Here is an 18,917-nt window from a genome sequence, read left to right as displayed (position 1 = left end):
ATTTACAAAATAAGCAAATAGACAACGGGGCTTTTTTTTCATAAAATCGAATTATGTGCGAAAAAGGCTTCAAAGGCAAAATTGCCGATGAAGTGGGCAGAAACTAAGTCAAAGGAGGTGTTGACGGGCATGATACGCTATGTTGCGAATAAGTTTTTCTATATGCTTGTTTCACTGCTTGTGCTGATTTCCGCCACTTTTTTTCTGATGAAAGCCATTCCGGGCGATCCATTCACATCGGAAAAGAAAGTACCGGATGAAATCCGGCAGCGGTTGTACGAGCAGTACGGGCTGGACAAGCCCGTCTACGAGCAGTATTTCAAATATTTGGGCAATGTGGTTAAGGGGGACTTCGGTGTTTCCATGAAGCGGTTGAACCAGGACGTTACGCACATTATCAGCCAGACGTTCACCGCTTCATTGAAGCTCGGCGTTGTCGCCATTATTGTGTCCGTTGTAATCGGTGTCCTTCTGGGGATGCTGGCTGCACTGTACCACCGCAAACTGATCGACAGCGTTCTCATGGTAATCGCCGTACTTGGCATTGCGGTGCCGAGCTTCGTGCTCGCCACCATGCTGCAGTATTTGTTCGCATCCAAGTTCCATATCTTTAATGTCATGGGCTTCCGCTCGGCCAAGGATTATGTCCTGCCGGTCATGGCCCTATCCGCGTCGCCGATTGCCTTCATCGCCCGTCTGACCCGTTCGAGCATGCTCGAAGTGCTTAGTGCGGACTATATCAAGACAGCGAAGGCCAAGGGCCTTAACTGGTTCTCGATTCTCTTCAAGCACGTGCTCCGCAACGGCATTCTGCCGGTTGTGACGTACATGGGTCCCATGACGGCGAACATTGTCACCGGCTCTGTCGTAATCGAGCAGATTTTCGGGATTGGCGGCATCGGCAAGCAATTTGTCGAATCCATCAGCACGCGCGATTACCCGATCATCATGGGGATTACCATCTTCTACGGCGTTCTGCTGATGGTTGCCCGTTTCATTACGGATATCGCTTACGTGTTCGTCGATCCGCGCATCAAACTGACAAGTGGAAAGGAGGGCTAAATGATGGCTTCTGAACAATTGACAACTTCAAACGTAAATCTGAAACCGGAAGACTTTCAGAAAATTGGCGTTGACCAGAAGGAAGCGGAAGTCATCCAGCGTGAGAGCCTTTCGGCTTGGCAGGATGCGTGGCAGCGGCTTCGCCAGAACAAGGTAGCTTTGACGGCTCTCGGTGTGCTCGTTGTGATCGCACTGGCGGCCATTGTTGGCCCTTGGTTTTCCAAGTATGACTATCAATCCAATGATTTGCTGAATACGAACGTAGGTCCGAATGCGGACCACTGGTTCGGTACCGATACGCTCGGACGCGACGTGTTCGTTCGTACCTGGTACGGCGCGCGGATCTCGCTGATCGTCGGTCTGGCCGCAGCGGCCATCGACCTGATTATCGGGGTTATCTACGGCGGCATCATGGGCTTCCTGGGCGGCCGCACGGACAGCATTATGAATAAGATTTCCGAAATTCTCTACTCTATTCCTTACCTGCTGGTTGTTATCATGCTGCTGGTTGTTATGGAACCGAGCTTGTGGACCATTATCCTGGCTCTGTCCATTACCGGCTGGATCAGCATGGCCTGGATTGTCCGCGGTGAAATGATTCAGCTCAAGAACCGCGAATTCATTCTGGCTTCCCGTTCGATGGGCGCCAGCTCCAACCGCCTGCTCTTCAAGCACCTGCTGCCGAATGCAGTGGGACCGATCATCGTTACGGTTACGCTGGACGTACCGAGCGCCATCTTCGCCGAAGCGTTCCTGAGCTTCCTCGGCCTTGGCGTACAGGCTCCGAGAGCTTCTCTCGGTTCGATGATTAACGATGCTTTGGGTGTATGGCTCGCGTATCCGTGGCAGATGCTGTTCCCGGCCATTCTCATCAGTTTGATGATGCTGGCGTTCAACATCTTCGGCGACGGGCTTCGCGATGCGCTTGATCCCAAATTGAAGAAGTAGGAGGTGAATCAGATGGAACCCATTCTACAGGTCAAGGACCTGCATGTGTCGTTCTTTGTGAAGGGCGGCGAGGTACAGGCCGTTCGGGGCATGAACTTCGAGATTGGCAAAGGCGAGACGGTAGCCATTGTCGGCGAATCCGGCAGCGGCAAGAGCGTTACCGCCCAATCGATCATGCGGTTGATCCCTTCTCCTCCTTCCTTGGTGAAGAAGGGCGAAATTATCTTCCAGGGTGAAGATATTCTCAAGAAGAGCATGAAACAAATGGAGAGCATTCGCGGCAAAGACATTGGAATGATTTTTCAGGACCCGATGACATCCCTTAACCCTACCATCAAGGTAGGCAAGCAGATCACGGAAGTGCTAACCAAACATCAGAAAATGTCGGCGGCCAAAGCCAAAGAACAGGGCATTGAAATGTTGAAGCTTGTAGGCATCAAGAATGCGGAGGCCCGCTTTAACCAATATCCTCACGAATTCTCCGGCGGGATGCGGCAGCGCGTCATGATCGCGATTGCGCTTGCTTGCCGGCCGGCGCTGCTGATTGCGGACGAACCGACAACAGCTCTGGACGTAACCATTCAGGCTCAGATCATGGAAGTCATGAAGGATATGCAGCAGAAGCTGGGAACCTCGATCATTCTCATTACACATGACCTCGGTGTGGTTGCCGGCATGTGTGACCGCGTCATCGTAATGTATGCGGGAGAAGTCGTCGAGACCGGAACCCGTTGGGAAATCTTCAAGAACCCGCAGCATCCGTACACCAAGGGACTGCTGCGCTCGATGCCGCGTCTGGACCAGAAGAAAGGCGATCCGCTGGTTCCGATCGTCGGCACACCGCCCGATCTCATCAAACCGCCGATCGGATGTCCGTTCACAGCGCGCTGCAGTGAAGCCATGCATGTGTGCGAGCATATCGATCCGGATGCCACGGTCTTCAGCGAGACGCATATGGCGCGCTGCTGGAATCTTCATCCGATGGCCAAGGAGGTACAGCACTCTTGAGCAAGCAACTGATCGAGGTCGAAGGCCTCAAGAAATATTTCAACGTCGGCAAAGGCAAGGTGCTCAAAGCGGTCGATAACATCAGCTTCTCGATCCGTGAAGGCGAAACGCTCGGCATGGTAGGGGAATCCGGCTGCGGCAAGACGACGGCCGGCCGTACCGTCCTCCGGCTTTATGAACCGACGGCGGGCAGCGTCAAGTTCAACGGAACGGATATCTACAAACTGTCGCCCGGCAAAATGAAAGCCATGCGCCGCGACATGCAGATGATCTTCCAGGACCCGTATGCGTCGCTGAATCCGCGCTTCACGGTATCGGACATCATCGGCGAAGCGCTGGACATTCACGGTCTGGCAGGCAGCCGCCTCGAACGCAAGAAACGGATTGAGGAGCTCCTGGACATGGTAGGTCTGAACCATGACCACGCTACCCGCTATCCGCACGAATTCTCGGGCGGACAGCGCCAGCGTATCGGCATTGCCCGCGCGCTCGCGGTCAATCCGAAATTCATCGTCTGCGATGAGCCGATCTCAGCCCTGGACGTGTCCATTCAGGCTCAGGTGGTCAACCTGCTGAAGGAACTGCAGAGCCGTCTCGGCCTGACGTATCTCTTCATTGCGCATGACCTGTCGATGGTCAAGCATATCAGCGACCGCGTCGCCGTTATGTATCTGGGCAAGATGGTCGAACTGGCCGAGAGCGAAGAGCTCTATGCCAATCCGGTTCATCCGTACACCAAATCGCTGCTGTCGGCCATTCCGATTCCGGACCCGGAGATCGAGGTCAACAAGAAGCGGATCATTCTGCACGACGAGCTGGGCAGCCCGATTTACTCGGCGGAAGAGAAGACCGACGAATCGAAGACACAGCTGGTTGAAGTATCCAAGGGACATTGGGTATCCAAAGAATTCGCATAAGACAAGGACGGCGTTCCAGAGTGAACGCCGTCTTTTTGTTGGTCGTTCCGGCCTTTCCGTTTTGACGGAACTTGCCGCATTGGATACAATCATAGGAGCTAGAGAGAACAGGAGGCAGTCGCGACATGAATGTAGTGCCGGAGCCGCTGCCCGGAGGGAATGCGCTGGCCCGGGAGTTCCTGGAACGCCGGGAGAGCGCCTTGTCCCTCTATGGGGGCGAATTTCGCAGCATCGAAGATATACAGAATCGGGCTCATTGGCTGGATCAGACGGAAGCGGACCGAGCCGGCCGCGAGGAGCTGTTCGCCGTTCTGTCCGCCTACAACGGGCGGCTGAACGGGCATGAAGCCGTGGCGGCTTCCCTGGAATTGCTGAAGCGGCAGGAGACCCTGGTGGTTGCCGGCGGCCAGCAGAGCGGATTGTTCACGGGTCCGCTGCTCGTCGTGTACAAGGCGGTTACGCTGATCGCTGCGGCGAGAGAGGCGTCCGAGACGCTGAAACGGCCGGTGGTCCCGGTGTTCTGGATCGCCGGCGAAGACCATGACTGGGATGAGGTCAATCATACCTATGTGCTGAGCCCTTCGGGAGAAGTGGCCCGAATCCGGATGGAGCATGCGGCCGGCGGCAAATCGCCGGTCAGTCTGGTCCGGCTGCAGGAAGAAGAGTGGAGCCGGGCGGCGGACGAGCTGGAGAAGCTGCTGATGGAGAGCGACTTCAAATCCGAGGTCATGGAGCTGGTCCGCAGCGGAACTGCGGCGGATAATCTGAGCGATGCTTTTGCCATGCTAATGGGCCGTCTGTTCGGCAAGCACGGGCTGGTACTGCTGGATTCGGCCGACCCCGAGCTGCGCAAGCTGGAGCAGCCGCTGTTCCGCCGCCTGATCCGGGAGAACGACGAGCTGGAGGCGTCTTACCATGCGGCCGCCGGGGAAATCCGGAGCGGGGGCTATGAGCTTCAGGCGAACGTCGAGACGGGCGGCGCCAATTTATTTTACATCCATGAAGGAGCGCGTCTGCTGCTGGTCAAGAAGAATGGACGCTTCACGGACCGCAAGGAGACGGTGTCGTTCACGGAAGAGCAGCTGCTGGAGACGCTGAAGCTGCACCCGGAGCGCTTCAGCAACAATGTGCTGACCCGGCCGCTGATGCAGGATTATGTGCTTCCGGTGCTGGCAACCGTGCTCGGCCAGGGCGAAATCGCCTACTGGGCGATTACGCGCCGGGCGTTCGAGACGGTGGGCCGGCGCATACCGCCGATTCTTCCCCGCATGTCGTATACGATGGTCGAAGGGACTACACAGAAGCATATGGAGAAATTCGGCCTTTCGTTCCAGGACGTCGTACAGGGGCTGGAGGAGAAGCGGGCAAGCTGGCTGGAAGAACAGGATGAGCGCGGGCTCGCCCGGCGATTTGAAGAAACCAAGGCCGCTTTTGCCGCCATGTATGACCCGCTGATTGAAGAGATTGGCCGGGTGCAGGCCGGGCTGGTCAAGCTGGGAACAAGCAACAAGGAGAAGATCGCCGACCAGATCGCCTTCCTGCAGAATAAAGTCATGGATGCCCTCGCCAAGCAGAGCGATGCCGGACTGCGCCAGTGGGAACGGATCGAACGCTCGCTGATGCCGCTGGGCCGTCCGCAGGAACGGGTCTATAATGTAACGCATTACTTGAACCGGTATGGGCTGTCCTGGGTGGACGGGCTTCTGGAGCTGCCGCCGGATTATTCGGGGATTCACCGGGTTGTGTATATGTAAGAAGCGGGCGGAGGCCCTATATCTATCGGGAGGGATATCAATGAGTTCCAATTCCAATTCTATGGGCAAAAGCATCGTCGCCGACATGTCGCTGGCGGCGGAAGGCCATCTCAAGATCGACTGGGTCCGCCGGCATATGCCGGTGCTGAACCGGATTGCCGAGCAGTTCGCCAAAGAGCAGCCGTTCAAGGGCCTGAAGGTCTCGATCACCCTGCATCTGGAAGCCAAGACCGCTTATCTGGCCAAGGTGGTTCAGGCCGGGGGCGCAGAAGTCACGATTACCGGATCGAATCCGCTATCGACACAGGACGATGTATGCGCGGCGCTGGTCGAAGACGGCATTACGGTCTTTGCCAAGTACAATCCGGGTCCCGAGGAGTTCAAAGCGCTTAACATCAAGGCGCTGGAGAGCAAGCCGGATCTCATCATTGACGATGGCGGCGATTTTGCCACCCTCCTGCATTCGGAACGTCCTGATCTGATGGAGAATCTGCGCGGCGGCGCGGAAGAGACGACCACGGGCATCATTCGGCTGAAGGCCCTGAAGAAGCAGGGACTGCTCAAGTTCCCGATGGTGGCCGTCAATGACGCCTACTGCAAGCATCTGTTCGACAACCGCTACGGAACAGGCCAATCCGCGTGGGATGGCATTGTCCGGACGACGAATCTGATGGTGGCCGGCAAAAATGTGGTCGTCGTCGGCTACGGCTGGTGCGGCAAAGGGGTGGCCATGCGCGCCAAGGGCCTTGGCGCCAACGTTATCGTGACTGAAGTGGATGCCATCAAGGCAGTGGAAGCCCATATGGACGGCTTCCAGGTCATGCCGATCACGGAAGCGGCGAAGCTCGGCGACTTCTTCGTGACGGTGACCGGCAACCGCTATGTAATCCGCGGCGAGCAGTTCGACGTCATGAAGGACGGCGCTATTATGTGCAACGCCGGCCACTTCGATGTGGAAGTGTGCAAGCCGGATCTGGACAAGCGTTCTGCAGCCAAGCGGACAGTGCGCCGTAATATCGAAGAATACGAGCTGAAGGACGGCCGCAAGCTGTACCTGCTTGCGGAGGGACGGCTCGTCAACCTTGGCGCTGCCGACGGCCATCCGGCCGAGATCATGGATATGACATTCGCGCTCCAGGCCTTGTCGCTGAAGTATGTCAACGACAACTATGAGAGACTGGGAGCTACCGTCCAGAACGTGCCGTATGAGCTGGACGAACAGGTCGCCCGGTACAAGCTTCAGAGTATGAACATCGGCATCGACACGCTGACGCAAGAGCAGATGGCTTATCTGGACAGCTGGAACCTGAACGACTGATCCTTTATACCGCTTGACTGATTGGCGGCAGCCCGGGAAGAGACATTTCCCGGGCTGCCGTTTGCTGTTGAAAGCCCCCGCAGACGCTGTCGGCTGTTGCGGAGAGACCTGTCCAATATTCACCTATATAATGGAAGAAAAAGAATGGAACCGCGAAATCGGAGCCGGACAAAAGAGCGGCGATTCGACAACGCACCGGCGGGCTGTACCGGAACCGCTGGCAGTCTGCCGGTAACAATTCCCTTTTACCGGAAGAAGGGTTTTGATTTTTGGCGGCGAATCTATTATGCTTAAGTGGTGAAAAGTGGAGTGAAGTGGGGAATCGCAGCCAAGGGGTGGGCAAGCCGATGTTCATGGGGGAATACCAGCACAGCATAGACGAGAAAGGCCGCATCATCATTCCGGCCCGGTTCCGTGAACTGCTCGGGTCCTCCTTTGTGATTACCCGCGGACTTGACTCCTGTCTGTTTGTTTATCCCATGAGTGAATGGGGCATGATGGAACACAAGCTGAAGAGCCTCTCTCTGATGAAATCGGAGGCCCGCGCATTCAGCCGCTTCTTCTTCTCGGGGGCGACGGAATGCCAGTGGGACAAGCAGGGCCGGGTGAACGTGCCGGCGGTCTTGAGACAGTATGCCAAGCTCGACAAGGACTGCGCCGTGCTGGGCGTATCGAACCGGGTGGAGATCTGGAACAAGGAACTCTGGGAACGGTACTGCGAAGAGTCGGAAGGGTCGTTCAATGAAATTGCCGAGAAACTGGTGGATTTCAATTTTGATTTGTAGGAAGAGAATTGCGATCAGGCGTTTTGGAGGGCTGCAGCTTGTTTCATCACATCACGGTTCTGAAAGAAGAAGCGACGGAAGGACTGAATATCCGACCAGACTGCATTTACGTAGACTGCACGCTCGGCGGGGCCGGGCACAGCGAACGGATCTGTTCCAGACTGGGTGAAGGAGGCCATCTGATTGCACTGGATCAGGACGACTGGGCATTGGACAATGCCCGGGAAAGACTGGCTCCCTATGGGGACAAGGTAACGCTGGTCCGCACCAACTTCCGCGAATTGGAAGATGCGCTGAGATCGCTTGAATGGGTTCCGCAGGCGAACGGAGTCCCTCAGGTGGACGGAATTCTGTTCGATCTGGGCGTATCCTCGCCGCAGTTCGACGAGGGGGAGCGGGGATTCAGCTATAACCATGACGCCCCGCTGGATATGCGAATGGATCAGCAGGCGGAATTGACCGCCTGGGAGATTGTGAACGAATGGCCGGAGCAGGAGATCGCCCGGGTGCTTTTTCAATACGGAGAAGAGAAATTCTCCCGAAGAATCGCCGGCAAGATTATCGAACGCCGTGCGGTCCGGCCTATTAATAGTACAGGAGAATTAGCCGATATAGTCAAGGAGGCTATACCCGCGGCGACCCGCCGCAGCGGCGGCCATCCGGCCAAACGCAGCTTCCAGGGCCTGCGCATCGCAGTCAACGATGAACTGGGCGCTCTGGAAGAAGCGCTGCATGCCGCGGTTCGCTGTCTGGCGCCGGGGGGACGGGTATCGGTCATTACGTTTCATTCGCTGGAAGACCGGATCTGCAAGCAAATTCTGGGAAGTTATGTGGGCAAGTGTACCTGTCCTCCGGATTTTCCCATGTGTGTCTGCAACAGTAAGGGAACTTTGAAGCTGGTGAACCGCAAAGCCATCGTACCCGGAGAGGCCGAACTGGAGCACAATCCGCGCGCCCGTTCGTCCAAGCTCCGGATCGCCGAGAAATTGTAAGCTGAAACCAAATGGGGACAAAGGAGAGTCAACAGATGGCGTATACCCGCGGCAATCTGGCCGTTCAACCGCAGAGGAAACCGGAATCGAACCCGCGCTACCGCGAGAAGACCAAAGTGGTTACCCGGCGGACGCCGCTCCCTTTGCAGGAGAAGCTCCGGTATCTGCTGACTCTGGCGTTGTTCGTTCTCGTAGCCGGCGTCCTGGTGTGGCGCTACGTACATATCTACGACCTGAACAAGCAGGCGCAGACACTCGACGGCGAGATCGCCCAGACCAAACGGCAAATTGCCGTGTATCAGATGCAGAAGCAGGAACTGGAACAGCAGGTTGTGGACAAAGCCAAGGCTCAGGGCTACCGGATGCCGGATAGCGAGACTTACATTTCGGTGGAGCCCAAGCCTGTCAGCACCAAAGGCGGCAACTAGAACTTCATGAGGGTACGACATGGCCTTCCCTGCAGAGGGAAGGCATCTGTTTTCTCGGCTTGAATTTGGATTCTCAAAATAAAAGGTTGTGAGGTTTGCGTATGGTCAAGCGGATTAAGCTGCGCACACTGTTTATCGGAGGGTGCATCACCCTCTTTTTTCTTGTTCTGGTCGGCCGGGTCTTCTGGATTCAGGTCTGGGCCGCCGATTCCTGGAAGGATTATGCCCTGAAGCAATGGAGCCACACCTCGGTCCTGAAAGCCCAGAGGGGACAGATCACCGACCGCAACGGCATTGTGCTGGCGAGCGATGTTCCGGCCTACACCGTGGTGGTGGAGCCGCAGGTTATCCATGAACAGGGCATCCGCGACGAGGTGGTCGAGGGGCTGCATGAGATTCTGGGCAAGCCGGTGAATGAATTGGAACAGCTTATCGACGCCAAAGGCGAGGACGGCAAGCTGCTGAAGAACCGCGAGGTTCGGAGCGAGGGCTGGAAGGTCGGGCAGGAAGTGGCCGACAAGATCACGGAATTCTCCGAGAAGCTGGCCAAGGAGCATAAGATCCAGGAGACCGGCATCGGCTGGGTCCGGGACCAGAAGCGCTATTACCCGAAGGAAGATCTGGCCGCCCATGTGCTGGGCTATACCGACCGCGACGGGAAACCGGTGGCCGGGCTGGAATACTTCTACAATAATCAGCTTAAAGGAAAAGACGGTTTCTTGGATTATCAGAGCGACGGCAAGGGCTACAAGCTTCCCGACGGCAAAGAGGCCTACGAGCCGGCCGTCAACGGAAGCAGCCTGAAATTAACGATCGACAGCACGATTCAGTATTATATCCAGGATGCCATGAAAGAGACGTTCAACGAGTATCATCCGAAGAGCATGACCGTGATCGCCGCCGATCCCAATACGATGGAGATTCTCGGGCTGGCCAACCTGCCGACCTTTAATCCGAATAATTACGGGGCGACGAAAGACCAGAAAGATTTTTATAACCATGCGATCAAGTCGATCTATGAACCGGGTTCCACCTTCAAGATCGTCACTCTGGCCAGCGCGATCGAGGAGAACATTTTTGATCCCAATGCCACCTATATGTCGGGTTCCATCCGGATCAAGGGAACGCAGCTGCATGACAGCAAGCGGGCCGGCTGGGGCACAATCACCTATCTGGAAGGCGTGAAGCGTTCCAGCAACGTGGCCTTCATCAATCTGGGCTACGAGATGCTGGGCAAGGAGCGGCTGGTTAAATATATTGAAGATTTCGGTTTTGACCAGAAGACCGGTATCGATCTGCCCGGCGAAGTCGCCGGCCGGATTACGCCGAAGTGGGAGGTCGAATACGCGACGATGACCTTCGGCCACGGGAAGGTGCAGGTCACGCCTATCCAGCAGCTCGCCGCGGTGTCGGCGGTCGCCAACGGCGGCAAGCTGATGAAGCCGTATGTCGTCAAGGAGATCGACAATCCGAACAACGGCGAGAAGACTGTCACCAAGCCGGAGGTTGTGCGTCAGGTCATCTCGGAAGAGACGGCCAAGAAGACGGGGCTCTATCTCGAGCAGGTTGTCGCCGACCAGAAGATCGGCACCGGCCGCAAAGCTTATATTGACGGCTATCGTGTGGCCGGTAAGACCGGCACCGCGGTGAAGCCTGTCAACGGCAAGTACGATTATACAAAAAATATCGTATCCTTTATCGGCTACGCGCCGGTCAATGATCCGAAGATTGCGGTCATCGTCATTATCGACGAAGCGAATACGAATGACGGCGGGGGCGCCCTGGCAGCCCCGGTGTTCAAGAAGATCGTCTCCCAGTCGCTGGAGTACATGGGTGTGCCCAAGGAGTTCTCCAGCAAGGACGAGAGCGGCGCCGCCAAGGAGACGGCAAGCGGCAAGAAGGCCGCAGCCGTCCGCACTGCTCCGAATATGGTGGGCAAGCCGCTCCAGACAGCCCGCAATGAGCTGCTGAATCAGGGCTATGATTTCGATTCCGTAGGCACTGGCAGTTCAGTCGTCAGCCAGTATCCGCCGGCGGGCACGGCGCTTGCCACCGGCCAGAAGATCTATCTCATCGGCGAGGCCACCGACAAGCCGGTTATCCCGGATCTGTCCGGGCAGTCGCTGCGCGATGCGCTGGAGGTGCTGAGTCTCTTGAAGGTCGGCATTCACGTCAGCGGCGAAGGCTATGTCTCGAAGCAGACGCAGACGGTAGTGAACGGCCGGACCGAGGTCAGTCTGGAGCTTGCGCCGGTCAACAAATACGGCGAGCAGATTCCCGTGCCGAGCGAGCCTCCCGGGGAAGACGGGGGAGAAGGCGGCTGACCCCGAGGCTTGTTCTAACCCGTACCTGTCCCGAATAGGCATGTAGGAAAGAAGGCATGTCACTATACGGGAAAGCGGGGATGAGAGTTGAGAGTATCCAGAGTCGTCACCCGGCGGCGCATGCTGTGGACGCTGCTGGGGCTGGTCCTGCTGTTCGGCGCGCTGGTCGTCCGGCTGGCTTACGTCCAACTGTCCGAAGGAAGCGAATTGTCGGCCAAGGCGGAGGAATCCTGGCGGCGCAACATTCCCTTTACGGCCAAACGGGGTGAAATTCTGGACCGCCAGGGCGTGCCGCTGGCCTACAATATCAGCACGCCGACGGTCTATGCCGTTCCGGTCCAGGTTAAGGATAAAGAAGCGACGGCTGCCCGGCTGGCACCGCTGCTCGGCATGACCCAGGAGAAGCTGAAGGACATGCTGTCGCAGTTCAAGGCGACGGTGCGGCTGCAGCCCGGCGGCCGCAAAATCACGGTCGAGCTGGCCCGGACCATCCGCGACTTGCAGCTGCCCGGCATCGTGGTCGCCGAAGACAGCAAGCGGTATTATCCCTACGGGGACCTGGCTGCGCATATCCTCGGATTCACCGGCATCGACAATCAGGGAATTACGGGGATCGAGAGCAAGTACGACAAGAAGCTGGAGGGAATCGGAGGGGATATCTCCTATTTGTCCGATGCCGCCGGACGGCTGATGCCGGGCTCCTCGGAGATCTACGACAAGCCGCAGGACGGATTGAGCCTGGAGCTGACCATCGACAAGGATATTCAGTCGATTATGGAGCGGGAGCTGGATCAGGCCATGGTGAAATATCAGGCGAACGCCAGCTGGGCGATCGCCATGAATCCGAAGACCGGGGAGATTCTGGCGATGGCCAGCCGGCCGTCCTATGAACCGGCGCACTATCAGGAATACGATTCGGCTGTATACAACCGGAATCTTCCGATCTGGATGACCTACGAGCCCGGCTCCACCTTCAAGATTATTACGCTTGCCGCCGCGCTGGAGGAGAAGAAGGTGGATCTGGCGAACGAACGCTTCTACGATCCCGGCTACATTGAGGTCGGAGGAGCCCGGCTGCGGTGCTGGAAGAAAGGCGGGCACGGCAGCGAGACCTTCCTGCAGGTTGTCGAGAATTCCTGCAACCCCGGCTTTGTCACACTCGGCATGCGGCTTGGTAAAGACACGCTGTTCCAGTACATCCGCAATTTCGGGTTCGGAACGAAGACGGGAATCGACCTGAACGGCGAGGAGAACGGCATTCTGTTCAAGCCTTCGCGGGTCGGACCGGTCGAACTGGCGACCACGGCCTTCGGGCAGGGGGTCTCGGTCACCCCGATCCAGCAGGTGGCGGCGGTATCGGCCGCCATCAACGGCGGCAACCTTTTTAAGCCGCATGTCGCCAAGGCGTGGATCAATCCGGACACCGGCGCGACGGTATCCGAGGTGAAGCCGGAGCTGGTCCGGCGGGTCATCTCCGCGGAGACCTCGGCCAAGGTCCGGGCTGCGCTGGAGAGCGTGGTGGCCAAGGGAACCGGCCGCCCGGCCTTCATTGACGGCTACCGGGTCGGCGGCAAGACGGGGACCGCCCAGAAGGTCGTCAACGGCCGGTATTCGGCGACGGAACATATCGTCTCGTTCATCGGCTTCGCGCCGGCCGACGATCCGCAGATCGTCGTGTATACGGCGGTCGACAACCCGAAGGGGATTCAGTTCGGCGGCGTGGTTGCGGCGCCGATTGTGCAGAGCATTTTACGGGATGCGCTGAATGTGCTCAAGGTGCCGCCGCGGACCGATCAGCTGGCGAAGGAATACAAGTACGGCGAGACGCCGATCGTTACGGTGCCCGATCTGACGGGAGCCAGCGTGCAGGATATTTACGAAGAGATGAACATGAACTTCAATCTGGTCCGCTCGGGTACCGGAGACACGGTGGTCAGCCAGGCGCCCAAAGCAGGGGCGCGGGTCGAGCGGGGCTCGACGATCCGGATTTACATGGGAGCCTCCCGTCCATAATGATAAGGACCGGGAAAGTCCACGAATATGAGAAGCGGGGGAGAACGAGTATGAAACTTGGAGAACTGGCGGGCTGCCTGGCGGCGGCCCGGCTGTACGGAAACGGCGATGTGGAGATTGGCGATCTGCAGGCGGATTCGCGCAAGGTGAAGCCGGGAGATCTGTTCATCTGCCTGCCGGGATTCACGGTAGACGGACATGACTACGCGCCGCAGGCAGCGGCGCAGGGCGCGGCCGCTCTCGTTGTAGAGCGGAAGCTTGCGGTAGACCTGCCGCAGATCGTCGTGGACGACTGCCGGTTCGCCATGGCGGCGATGGCCGGAGCCTTCTTCGGCTCGCCGAGCAGCCGGATGAATCTGATCGGCGTCACCGGGACCAACGGCAAGACGACGACTACCTACCTGATCGAACGGATTCTGGAGGATTACGGCATCAAGACGGGGCTGATCGGCACGATTCAGATGCGGTACGACGGCGCCAGCTATCCGATGTCGGGAACGACGCCCGAATCGCTGGAGCTGCAGCGCAGCCTGCATGACATGGCGGCGCGCGGCGTACAAGCCTGCGTGATGGAGGTGTCGTCCCATGCGCTGGAACAGGGAAGAGTGAAGGGGACGGACTTCCGGATGGCGATTTTTACCAATCTGACCCAGGATCATCTTGATTATCATCATACGATGGAAGAGTACCGTGCGGCCAAAGGGCTGTTCTTCTCGCGGCTGGGCAATGTGACCTCCCCTTGGAAAGAGGAGCGCAAGTACGCGGTGCTGAACGGCGATGATCCGGCCAGCGCCTACTTCCGGGCCCAGACGGCAGCCGAAGTCATTACATACGGCATCGAGAACCCGGCCAATGTCAGAGCCTCCGGCATCTCGATTACGGCGCGCGGCACCTCGTTCCACGTGGATACCTTCCGGGGCAGCGCCGATATTTCACTGCGCATGGTCGGCAAGTTCAACGTCTACAATGCGCTGGCGGCGATTACCGCCGCGCTGCTTGAGGAGATTCCGCTGGAAGCCATCAAGGCGAGCATTGAAGCGGTGCCGGGCGTGGACGGACGCGTGGAGGCGGTAAATGAAGGTCAGGACTACGCCGTGATCGTCGATTACGCGCATACCCCCGACGGTCTGGAGAATGTGCTGCGCACCGTGAATGAATTCGCGGAGGGCCGGGTGCTGACCGTGTTCGGCTGCGGCGGCGACCGCGACAAGACGAAGCGGCCGAAGATGGGCAAGATTGCGGCCCGGTACAGCGATCATGTCTTCGTCACCTCCGATAACCCGAGAACGGAAGACCCGGAACAGATTCTGAAGGATATTGAAGCGGGACTGGCGGAAGACGGCGTAGCCGCCGAAGCCTACGAGCTGATCGCCGACCGCCGGGAAGCCATCGGCAGGGCTATTGAAATGGCAAGCTCCGGCGATGTAGTATTGATTGCGGGCAAAGGCCATGAGACGTACCAGATTGTCGGCAAGGTCAAGCATGATTTTGACGACCGGGTCGTTGCCAAAGAAGCGATAAGGGGCAGAAACCATTGATTACGAAGACGATAGAACAGATCGCGGCCATGTGCGGAGGCGTACCTTCGCCCGGCGCGCAGCTTGACGCTGCCGTCTCGGGCGTGGTCACCGACTCCCGGAAGCTGTCGCCGGGCTGCCTGTTCGTGCCGCTCGCGGGCGAACGGTTCGACGGCCATGACTACGGCGCGGCGGCGCTGGCCGAAGGAGCCGGCGGCTTGCTGTGGCAGCGGGACAAGGGTCCCGCTCCGGAAGGCAATGCCGTGCTGGTCGAAGACACACTGGCCGCGCTGCAGAGACTGGCGTCCGCATACCTGAAGGAGACGGCTCCCCGGGTGGTGGGCATCACCGGCAGCAACGGCAAGACGACGACGAAGGATATGGTCACGGCGCTGCTGGCAACCCGTTACCGGGTTCACAAGACGCAGGGCAACTTCAACAATCACATCGGTCTTCCGCTGACGATTCTGTCGATGCCGGAGGACACGGAGATTGCGGTTCTGGAAATGGGCATGAGCGCCCGGGGCGAGATCGCGCTGCTGACGCAGATTGCGCCTCCGGATGTGGCCGTCATCACGAATATCGGCGAGTCGCATCTGCTTCAGCTCGGCTCCCGGCTGGAGATTGCCCGGGCGAAGCTGGAAATCGCCGAAGGGCTGAAGCCGGGCGGCCTGCTGATCCTCAACGGCGACGAGCCGCTGCTGGCGCAGGTGATGAGCGAGCCGGGCTTCGCCGGCCCGAAGGAGATGCAGACGGTGCGCTTCGGAATGGACGAAGCCAACGACGACTACCCGACCGGGCTTTTGCAGACGGACGGCGCGACTTCGATGTTCACCTGCCGCACGCTCGGCGACCGGACGCTGACGCTTCCGCTGCCGGGCATGCACAATGTCATCAACGCTCTGGCGGCTATCGCCGTCGCCCGGCATTTCGGCCTGGACGGAGCGGCCATCACGGAGGGCTTCGGGGCGCTGAAGCTGACGGGAATGCGCATCGAAGTGACGAAGACCGCAGCTGGAGTAACGCTGCTGAACGATGCCTACAATGCCAGCCCGACCTCGATGCGCGCGGCGCTTGAGGTTCTGCAGGGCATGAAGGCCGGCGGTTCCCGGATCGCGGTTCTCGGGGACATGCTGGAGCTCGGCGAGCGGGAGATTGAATTTCACCGCGAGATCGGCGCCGGCGCCGATCCAGAGCGGATCGACGCGATTCTGACCTGCGGGCCGCTGTCGCGGCATTTGGCAGAAGCTGCGCGGGAGCGCGGCATTCGCGAAGTGCATGCTTTTGAAGACAAGGAAGAGCTTGGGGATCTGCTGGTTCGTTTGGTGCGTCCCGGCGACGTTGTGCTGTTCAAGGCATCGCGGGGCATGAGACTGGAAGAAGTGCTGCGCCGTCTGCAGGACGGCCCGGAAACCGCGCACAACTGATTATGGAGGAGGTGTACCCATGGATTATCAACTGCTGCTTCTGACGATCGCCGTATCCTTTATCCTTGCGGTCATTGCCGCTCCTCTGCTGATTCCGCTGCTGCGCAGAATGAAATTCGGGCAGCAGGTGCGCGACGACGGTCCGCAGTCTCATCTCAAGAAGGCCGGTACGCCCACGATGGGCGGAATCATTATCATTCTGGCGTTCACGCTCAGCTATCTGAAGTTCTCGGTCGTGAACACCGATTTCTACGTGCTGCTGGTGGCGGCGCTGGGTTACGGGCTTATCGGATTTCTGGACGACTATATCAAAATCGTGTTCCGCCGCTCCCTCGGCCTGACGCCGAGACAGAAGCTGCTGGGACAGCTCGTCGTCGGAGCCGTCATGAGCGTGCTGCTGATCCAAGCGGGCCACAGCACCGCTATCGCGGTACCGGGAACCTCGGTCAGCTTCGACTGGACCGGCTGGTTCTATTATCCGTTCATCATCGTCATGATGATGGCGATCACGAACGCCGTCAACTTCACGGACGGCGTGGACGGCCTGCTGTCGGGTGTCGGCGCCATCGCGCTGGCGGCGTATGCCGTGGTGGCGATGCAGGCGACTTCGATCGCGGCAGGCGTCTGCGCGGCCGCCATGATCGGCGCCGTTCTCGGCTTCCTCGTCTTCAACGCCCATCCCGCCAAAGTATTCATGGGCGATACGGGCTCGCTGGCGATTGGCGGAGCCATCGGAGGCGTCGCTATCGTAACGAAGAGCGAACTGCTGTTTGTGGTCATCGGGGGCGTGTTCGTAATCGAAATGCTGTCGGTCGTGCTGCAGGTGGCATCATTCAAGCTGCGGGGCAAGCGGATCTTCCGCATGAGCCCGATTCATCATCATTTCGAGCTGGGCGGCTGGTCGGAATGGCGGGTCGTCATGACCTTCTGGGCGGTCAGCGCGGTGCTGGCGGCTCTTGGACTCTATATCAGCAAGGGGTTGTAGACAAATGAATCATCCGGATTCTTACCGCGGTGAAGAGGTCGTGGTGCTGGGCCTCGCCAAGAGCGGCGTTCAGGTGGCGAAGGTGCTGCATGAACGCGGCGCCCTTGTGACCGTCAATGACAAGAAGAGCAGGGAAGAGAGTCCCGAAGCATCCGAATTGGAGGCTTTGGGCATTTCTGTTGTATGCGGGGGTCATCCGGAAGGACTGATCCACGAAGGCGTTAAGCTGCTCGTCAAAAATCCCGGCATCCCGTACAGCGCCCCGCCGGTGCGCCAGGCCGAAGAACTCGGCATCGAGATTGTGACCGAGGTGGAAATCGCCTACCGGCTGTGCGCGGCGCCGATAATCGGCATTACCGGCTCCAACGGCAAGACGACCACCACGACCTGGACAGGCGTGATGCTGGAAGCCGCCGGCATGAGACCGATCGTAGCGGGGAACATCGGCACGCCGCTCTGCCAGGCGGCCCAGGAAGCCGACCCCGGCAACTGGATGGTCGTTGAACTCAGCAGCTTCCAGCTGAAGGGGACCCAGACTTTCCGTCCCCGTGTCGCCGCGCTGCTCAATATTGCCGAGACGCATCTGGATTACCACGGCGATATGGAGGACTATGTGGCGTCCAAGGCGAAGCTGTTCGCCAACCAGGGACCGGAGGATACCGCGGTGCTGAACTGGGATGACCCCGTCTGCCGGGACCTGGTTCCCTACCTGAAGGCGGCAATTCTGCCCTTCTCCATGACCGAACAGCTGATGGAAGGCGTCTTCGTGCGCCCCTCGTTCGTTCCGGACACCGAGGACGAGCTGTCCCGGACGATAGTCTACCGGTCAGCCGGGGGACAGGAGACCGAGATTGCCGCTGTCGATTCCATCGGACTGCCGGGGCGGTTCAATGTCGAGAACGCGCTGGCGGCCTGCGCCATCGCCATTGCGGCGGGCGCAGACCCTGCGGGCCTTGCGGCTCCGCTGGCCGAATTCCGGGGAGTGGAGCACCGTCTGGAGTATGTCGCCGACAAGAAGGGCGCCGCCTATTACAACAATTCCAAAGCAACCAACTCCAAGGCAACCACCATGGCGCTCACCTCGTTCCGCAGACCCGTCGTGCTGATCGCCGGGGGACTGGACCGCGGCTCCGACTATATGGAGCTGCTTCCGGTTCTTCAGGAACGGGTCAGAGCCGTGGTCTTGCTCGGAGAGACCCGGGAGAAGCTGGCGCGCGTCGCCGGACTGGCCGGTTTGGAGACAGTGATTTCCGTCGACAATGAGGACAGCGCCGCCGGCACGCTGGTCCGCGCGGTCCGGGAAGCGGCCGGGATCGCCCGGGAGGGCGATGTCGTCCTGCTCTCTCCGGCCTGTGCAAGCTGGGACATGTTCAAGTCCTACGAGGAACGCGGGCGTATTTTTAAAGAGGCGGTGCATAATCTGTAAGTAGGGGGGCGGT

15 protein-coding genes are annotated in these 18,917 nt (G+C 58.8%); all 15 read left to right on the top strand.

The window, feature by feature from the left end; genetic code table 11:
• Positions 1-129: 129 nt before the first annotated feature.
• The 15 genes from RBI05_RS04605 to murD all read left to right on the top strand — a co-directional run bounded on the left by RBI05_RS04605 (position 130) and on the right by murD (position 18,904).
• Complete coding sequence (locus tag RBI05_RS04605) at positions 130-1,062, top strand: ABC transporter permease (protein WP_150456903.1); 933 nt, start codon at positions 130-132, stop codon at positions 1,060-1,062.
• On the top strand, positions 1,063-2,010 hold the full coding sequence (locus RBI05_RS04600; protein WP_150456902.1) for an ABC transporter permease: 948 nt from the start codon (positions 1,063-1,065) through the stop codon (positions 2,008-2,010).
• Positions 2,011-2,022: 12 nt separating this feature from the next.
• Complete coding sequence (locus RBI05_RS04595) at positions 2,023-3,018, top strand: ABC transporter ATP-binding protein (RefSeq protein WP_150456901.1); 996 nt, start codon at positions 2,023-2,025, stop codon at positions 3,016-3,018.
• Positions 3,015-3,935 (top strand): ABC transporter ATP-binding protein, encoded by a 921-nt coding sequence (locus tag RBI05_RS04590; protein ID WP_310550255.1) that lies wholly within the window; start codon positions 3,015-3,017, stop codon positions 3,933-3,935. The genes RBI05_RS04595 and RBI05_RS04590 overlap by 4 nt, the downstream gene beginning before the upstream one ends.
• 125 nt (positions 3,936-4,060) lie before the next feature.
• Positions 4,061-5,689 (top strand): bacillithiol biosynthesis cysteine-adding enzyme BshC, encoded by a 1,629-nt coding sequence (gene bshC / locus RBI05_RS04585; protein ID WP_310550254.1) that lies wholly within the window; start codon positions 4,061-4,063, stop codon positions 5,687-5,689.
• Positions 5,690-5,729: 40 nt separating this feature from the next.
• Complete coding sequence (locus RBI05_RS04580; RefSeq protein WP_310550253.1) at positions 5,730-7,007, top strand: adenosylhomocysteinase; 1,278 nt, start codon at positions 5,730-5,732, stop codon at positions 7,005-7,007.
• Between the two features lie 347 nt (positions 7,008-7,354).
• A complete protein-coding gene (gene mraZ, locus RBI05_RS04575; protein WP_150456897.1) occupies positions 7,355-7,792 on the top strand; it encodes a division/cell wall cluster transcriptional repressor MraZ in 438 nt (145 codons plus the stop codon).
• Positions 7,793-7,830: 38 nt separating this feature from the next.
• The gene (rsmH, locus tag RBI05_RS04570) at positions 7,831-8,784 is read left to right on the top strand and encodes a 16S rRNA (cytosine(1402)-N(4))-methyltransferase RsmH (protein ID WP_310550252.1); all 954 of its coding nucleotides are present in this window, start codon (positions 7,831-7,833) and stop codon (positions 8,782-8,784) included.
• Between the two features lie 35 nt (positions 8,785-8,819).
• Positions 8,820-9,212, top strand: a complete 393-nt coding sequence (locus RBI05_RS04565) for a hypothetical protein (RefSeq protein ID WP_223879761.1) — start codon at positions 8,820-8,822, stop codon at positions 9,210-9,212.
• A 101-nt stretch (positions 9,213-9,313) separates the two neighbouring features.
• Positions 9,314-11,536 carry a penicillin-binding transpeptidase domain-containing protein gene (locus RBI05_RS04560; protein WP_150456895.1) on the top strand — a complete coding sequence of 741 codons (2,223 nt, stop codon included), beginning with the start codon at positions 9,314-9,316 and terminating at the stop codon, positions 11,534-11,536.
• A 120-nt stretch (positions 11,537-11,656) separates the two neighbouring features.
• A complete protein-coding gene (locus tag RBI05_RS04555; protein WP_408638304.1) occupies positions 11,657-13,549 on the top strand; it encodes a stage V sporulation protein D in 1,893 nt (630 codons plus the stop codon).
• A 50-nt stretch (positions 13,550-13,599) separates the two neighbouring features.
• A complete protein-coding gene (locus RBI05_RS04550) occupies positions 13,600-15,087 on the top strand; it encodes a UDP-N-acetylmuramoyl-L-alanyl-D-glutamate--2,6-diaminopimelate ligase (RefSeq protein ID WP_310550250.1) in 1,488 nt (495 codons plus the stop codon).
• Entirely contained in the window at positions 15,087-16,493 is a 1,407-nt protein-coding gene (locus tag RBI05_RS04545) for a UDP-N-acetylmuramoyl-tripeptide--D-alanyl-D-alanine ligase (RefSeq protein WP_150457045.1), read from the top strand. The genes RBI05_RS04550 and RBI05_RS04545 overlap by 1 nt, the downstream gene beginning before the upstream one ends.
• 19 nt (positions 16,494-16,512) lie before the next feature.
• On the top strand, positions 16,513-17,478 hold the full coding sequence (gene mraY / locus RBI05_RS04540; RefSeq protein ID WP_150456892.1) for a phospho-N-acetylmuramoyl-pentapeptide-transferase: 966 nt from the start codon (positions 16,513-16,515) through the stop codon (positions 17,476-17,478).
• Positions 17,479-17,482: 4 nt separating this feature from the next.
• Positions 17,483-18,904, top strand: a complete 1,422-nt coding sequence (gene murD / locus RBI05_RS04535) for a UDP-N-acetylmuramoyl-L-alanine--D-glutamate ligase (protein WP_150456891.1) — start codon at positions 17,483-17,485, stop codon at positions 18,902-18,904.
• Positions 18,905-18,917: the final 13 nt, after the last annotated feature.

Source organism: Paenibacillus glufosinatiresistens, assembly GCF_031470375.1.
GTDB classification, from domain to species: Bacteria; Bacillota; Bacilli; order Paenibacillales; family Paenibacillaceae; genus Paenibacillus_AQ; species Paenibacillus_AQ glufosinatiresistens.
This window is presented reverse-complemented; position numbering and strand designations above follow the sequence as displayed.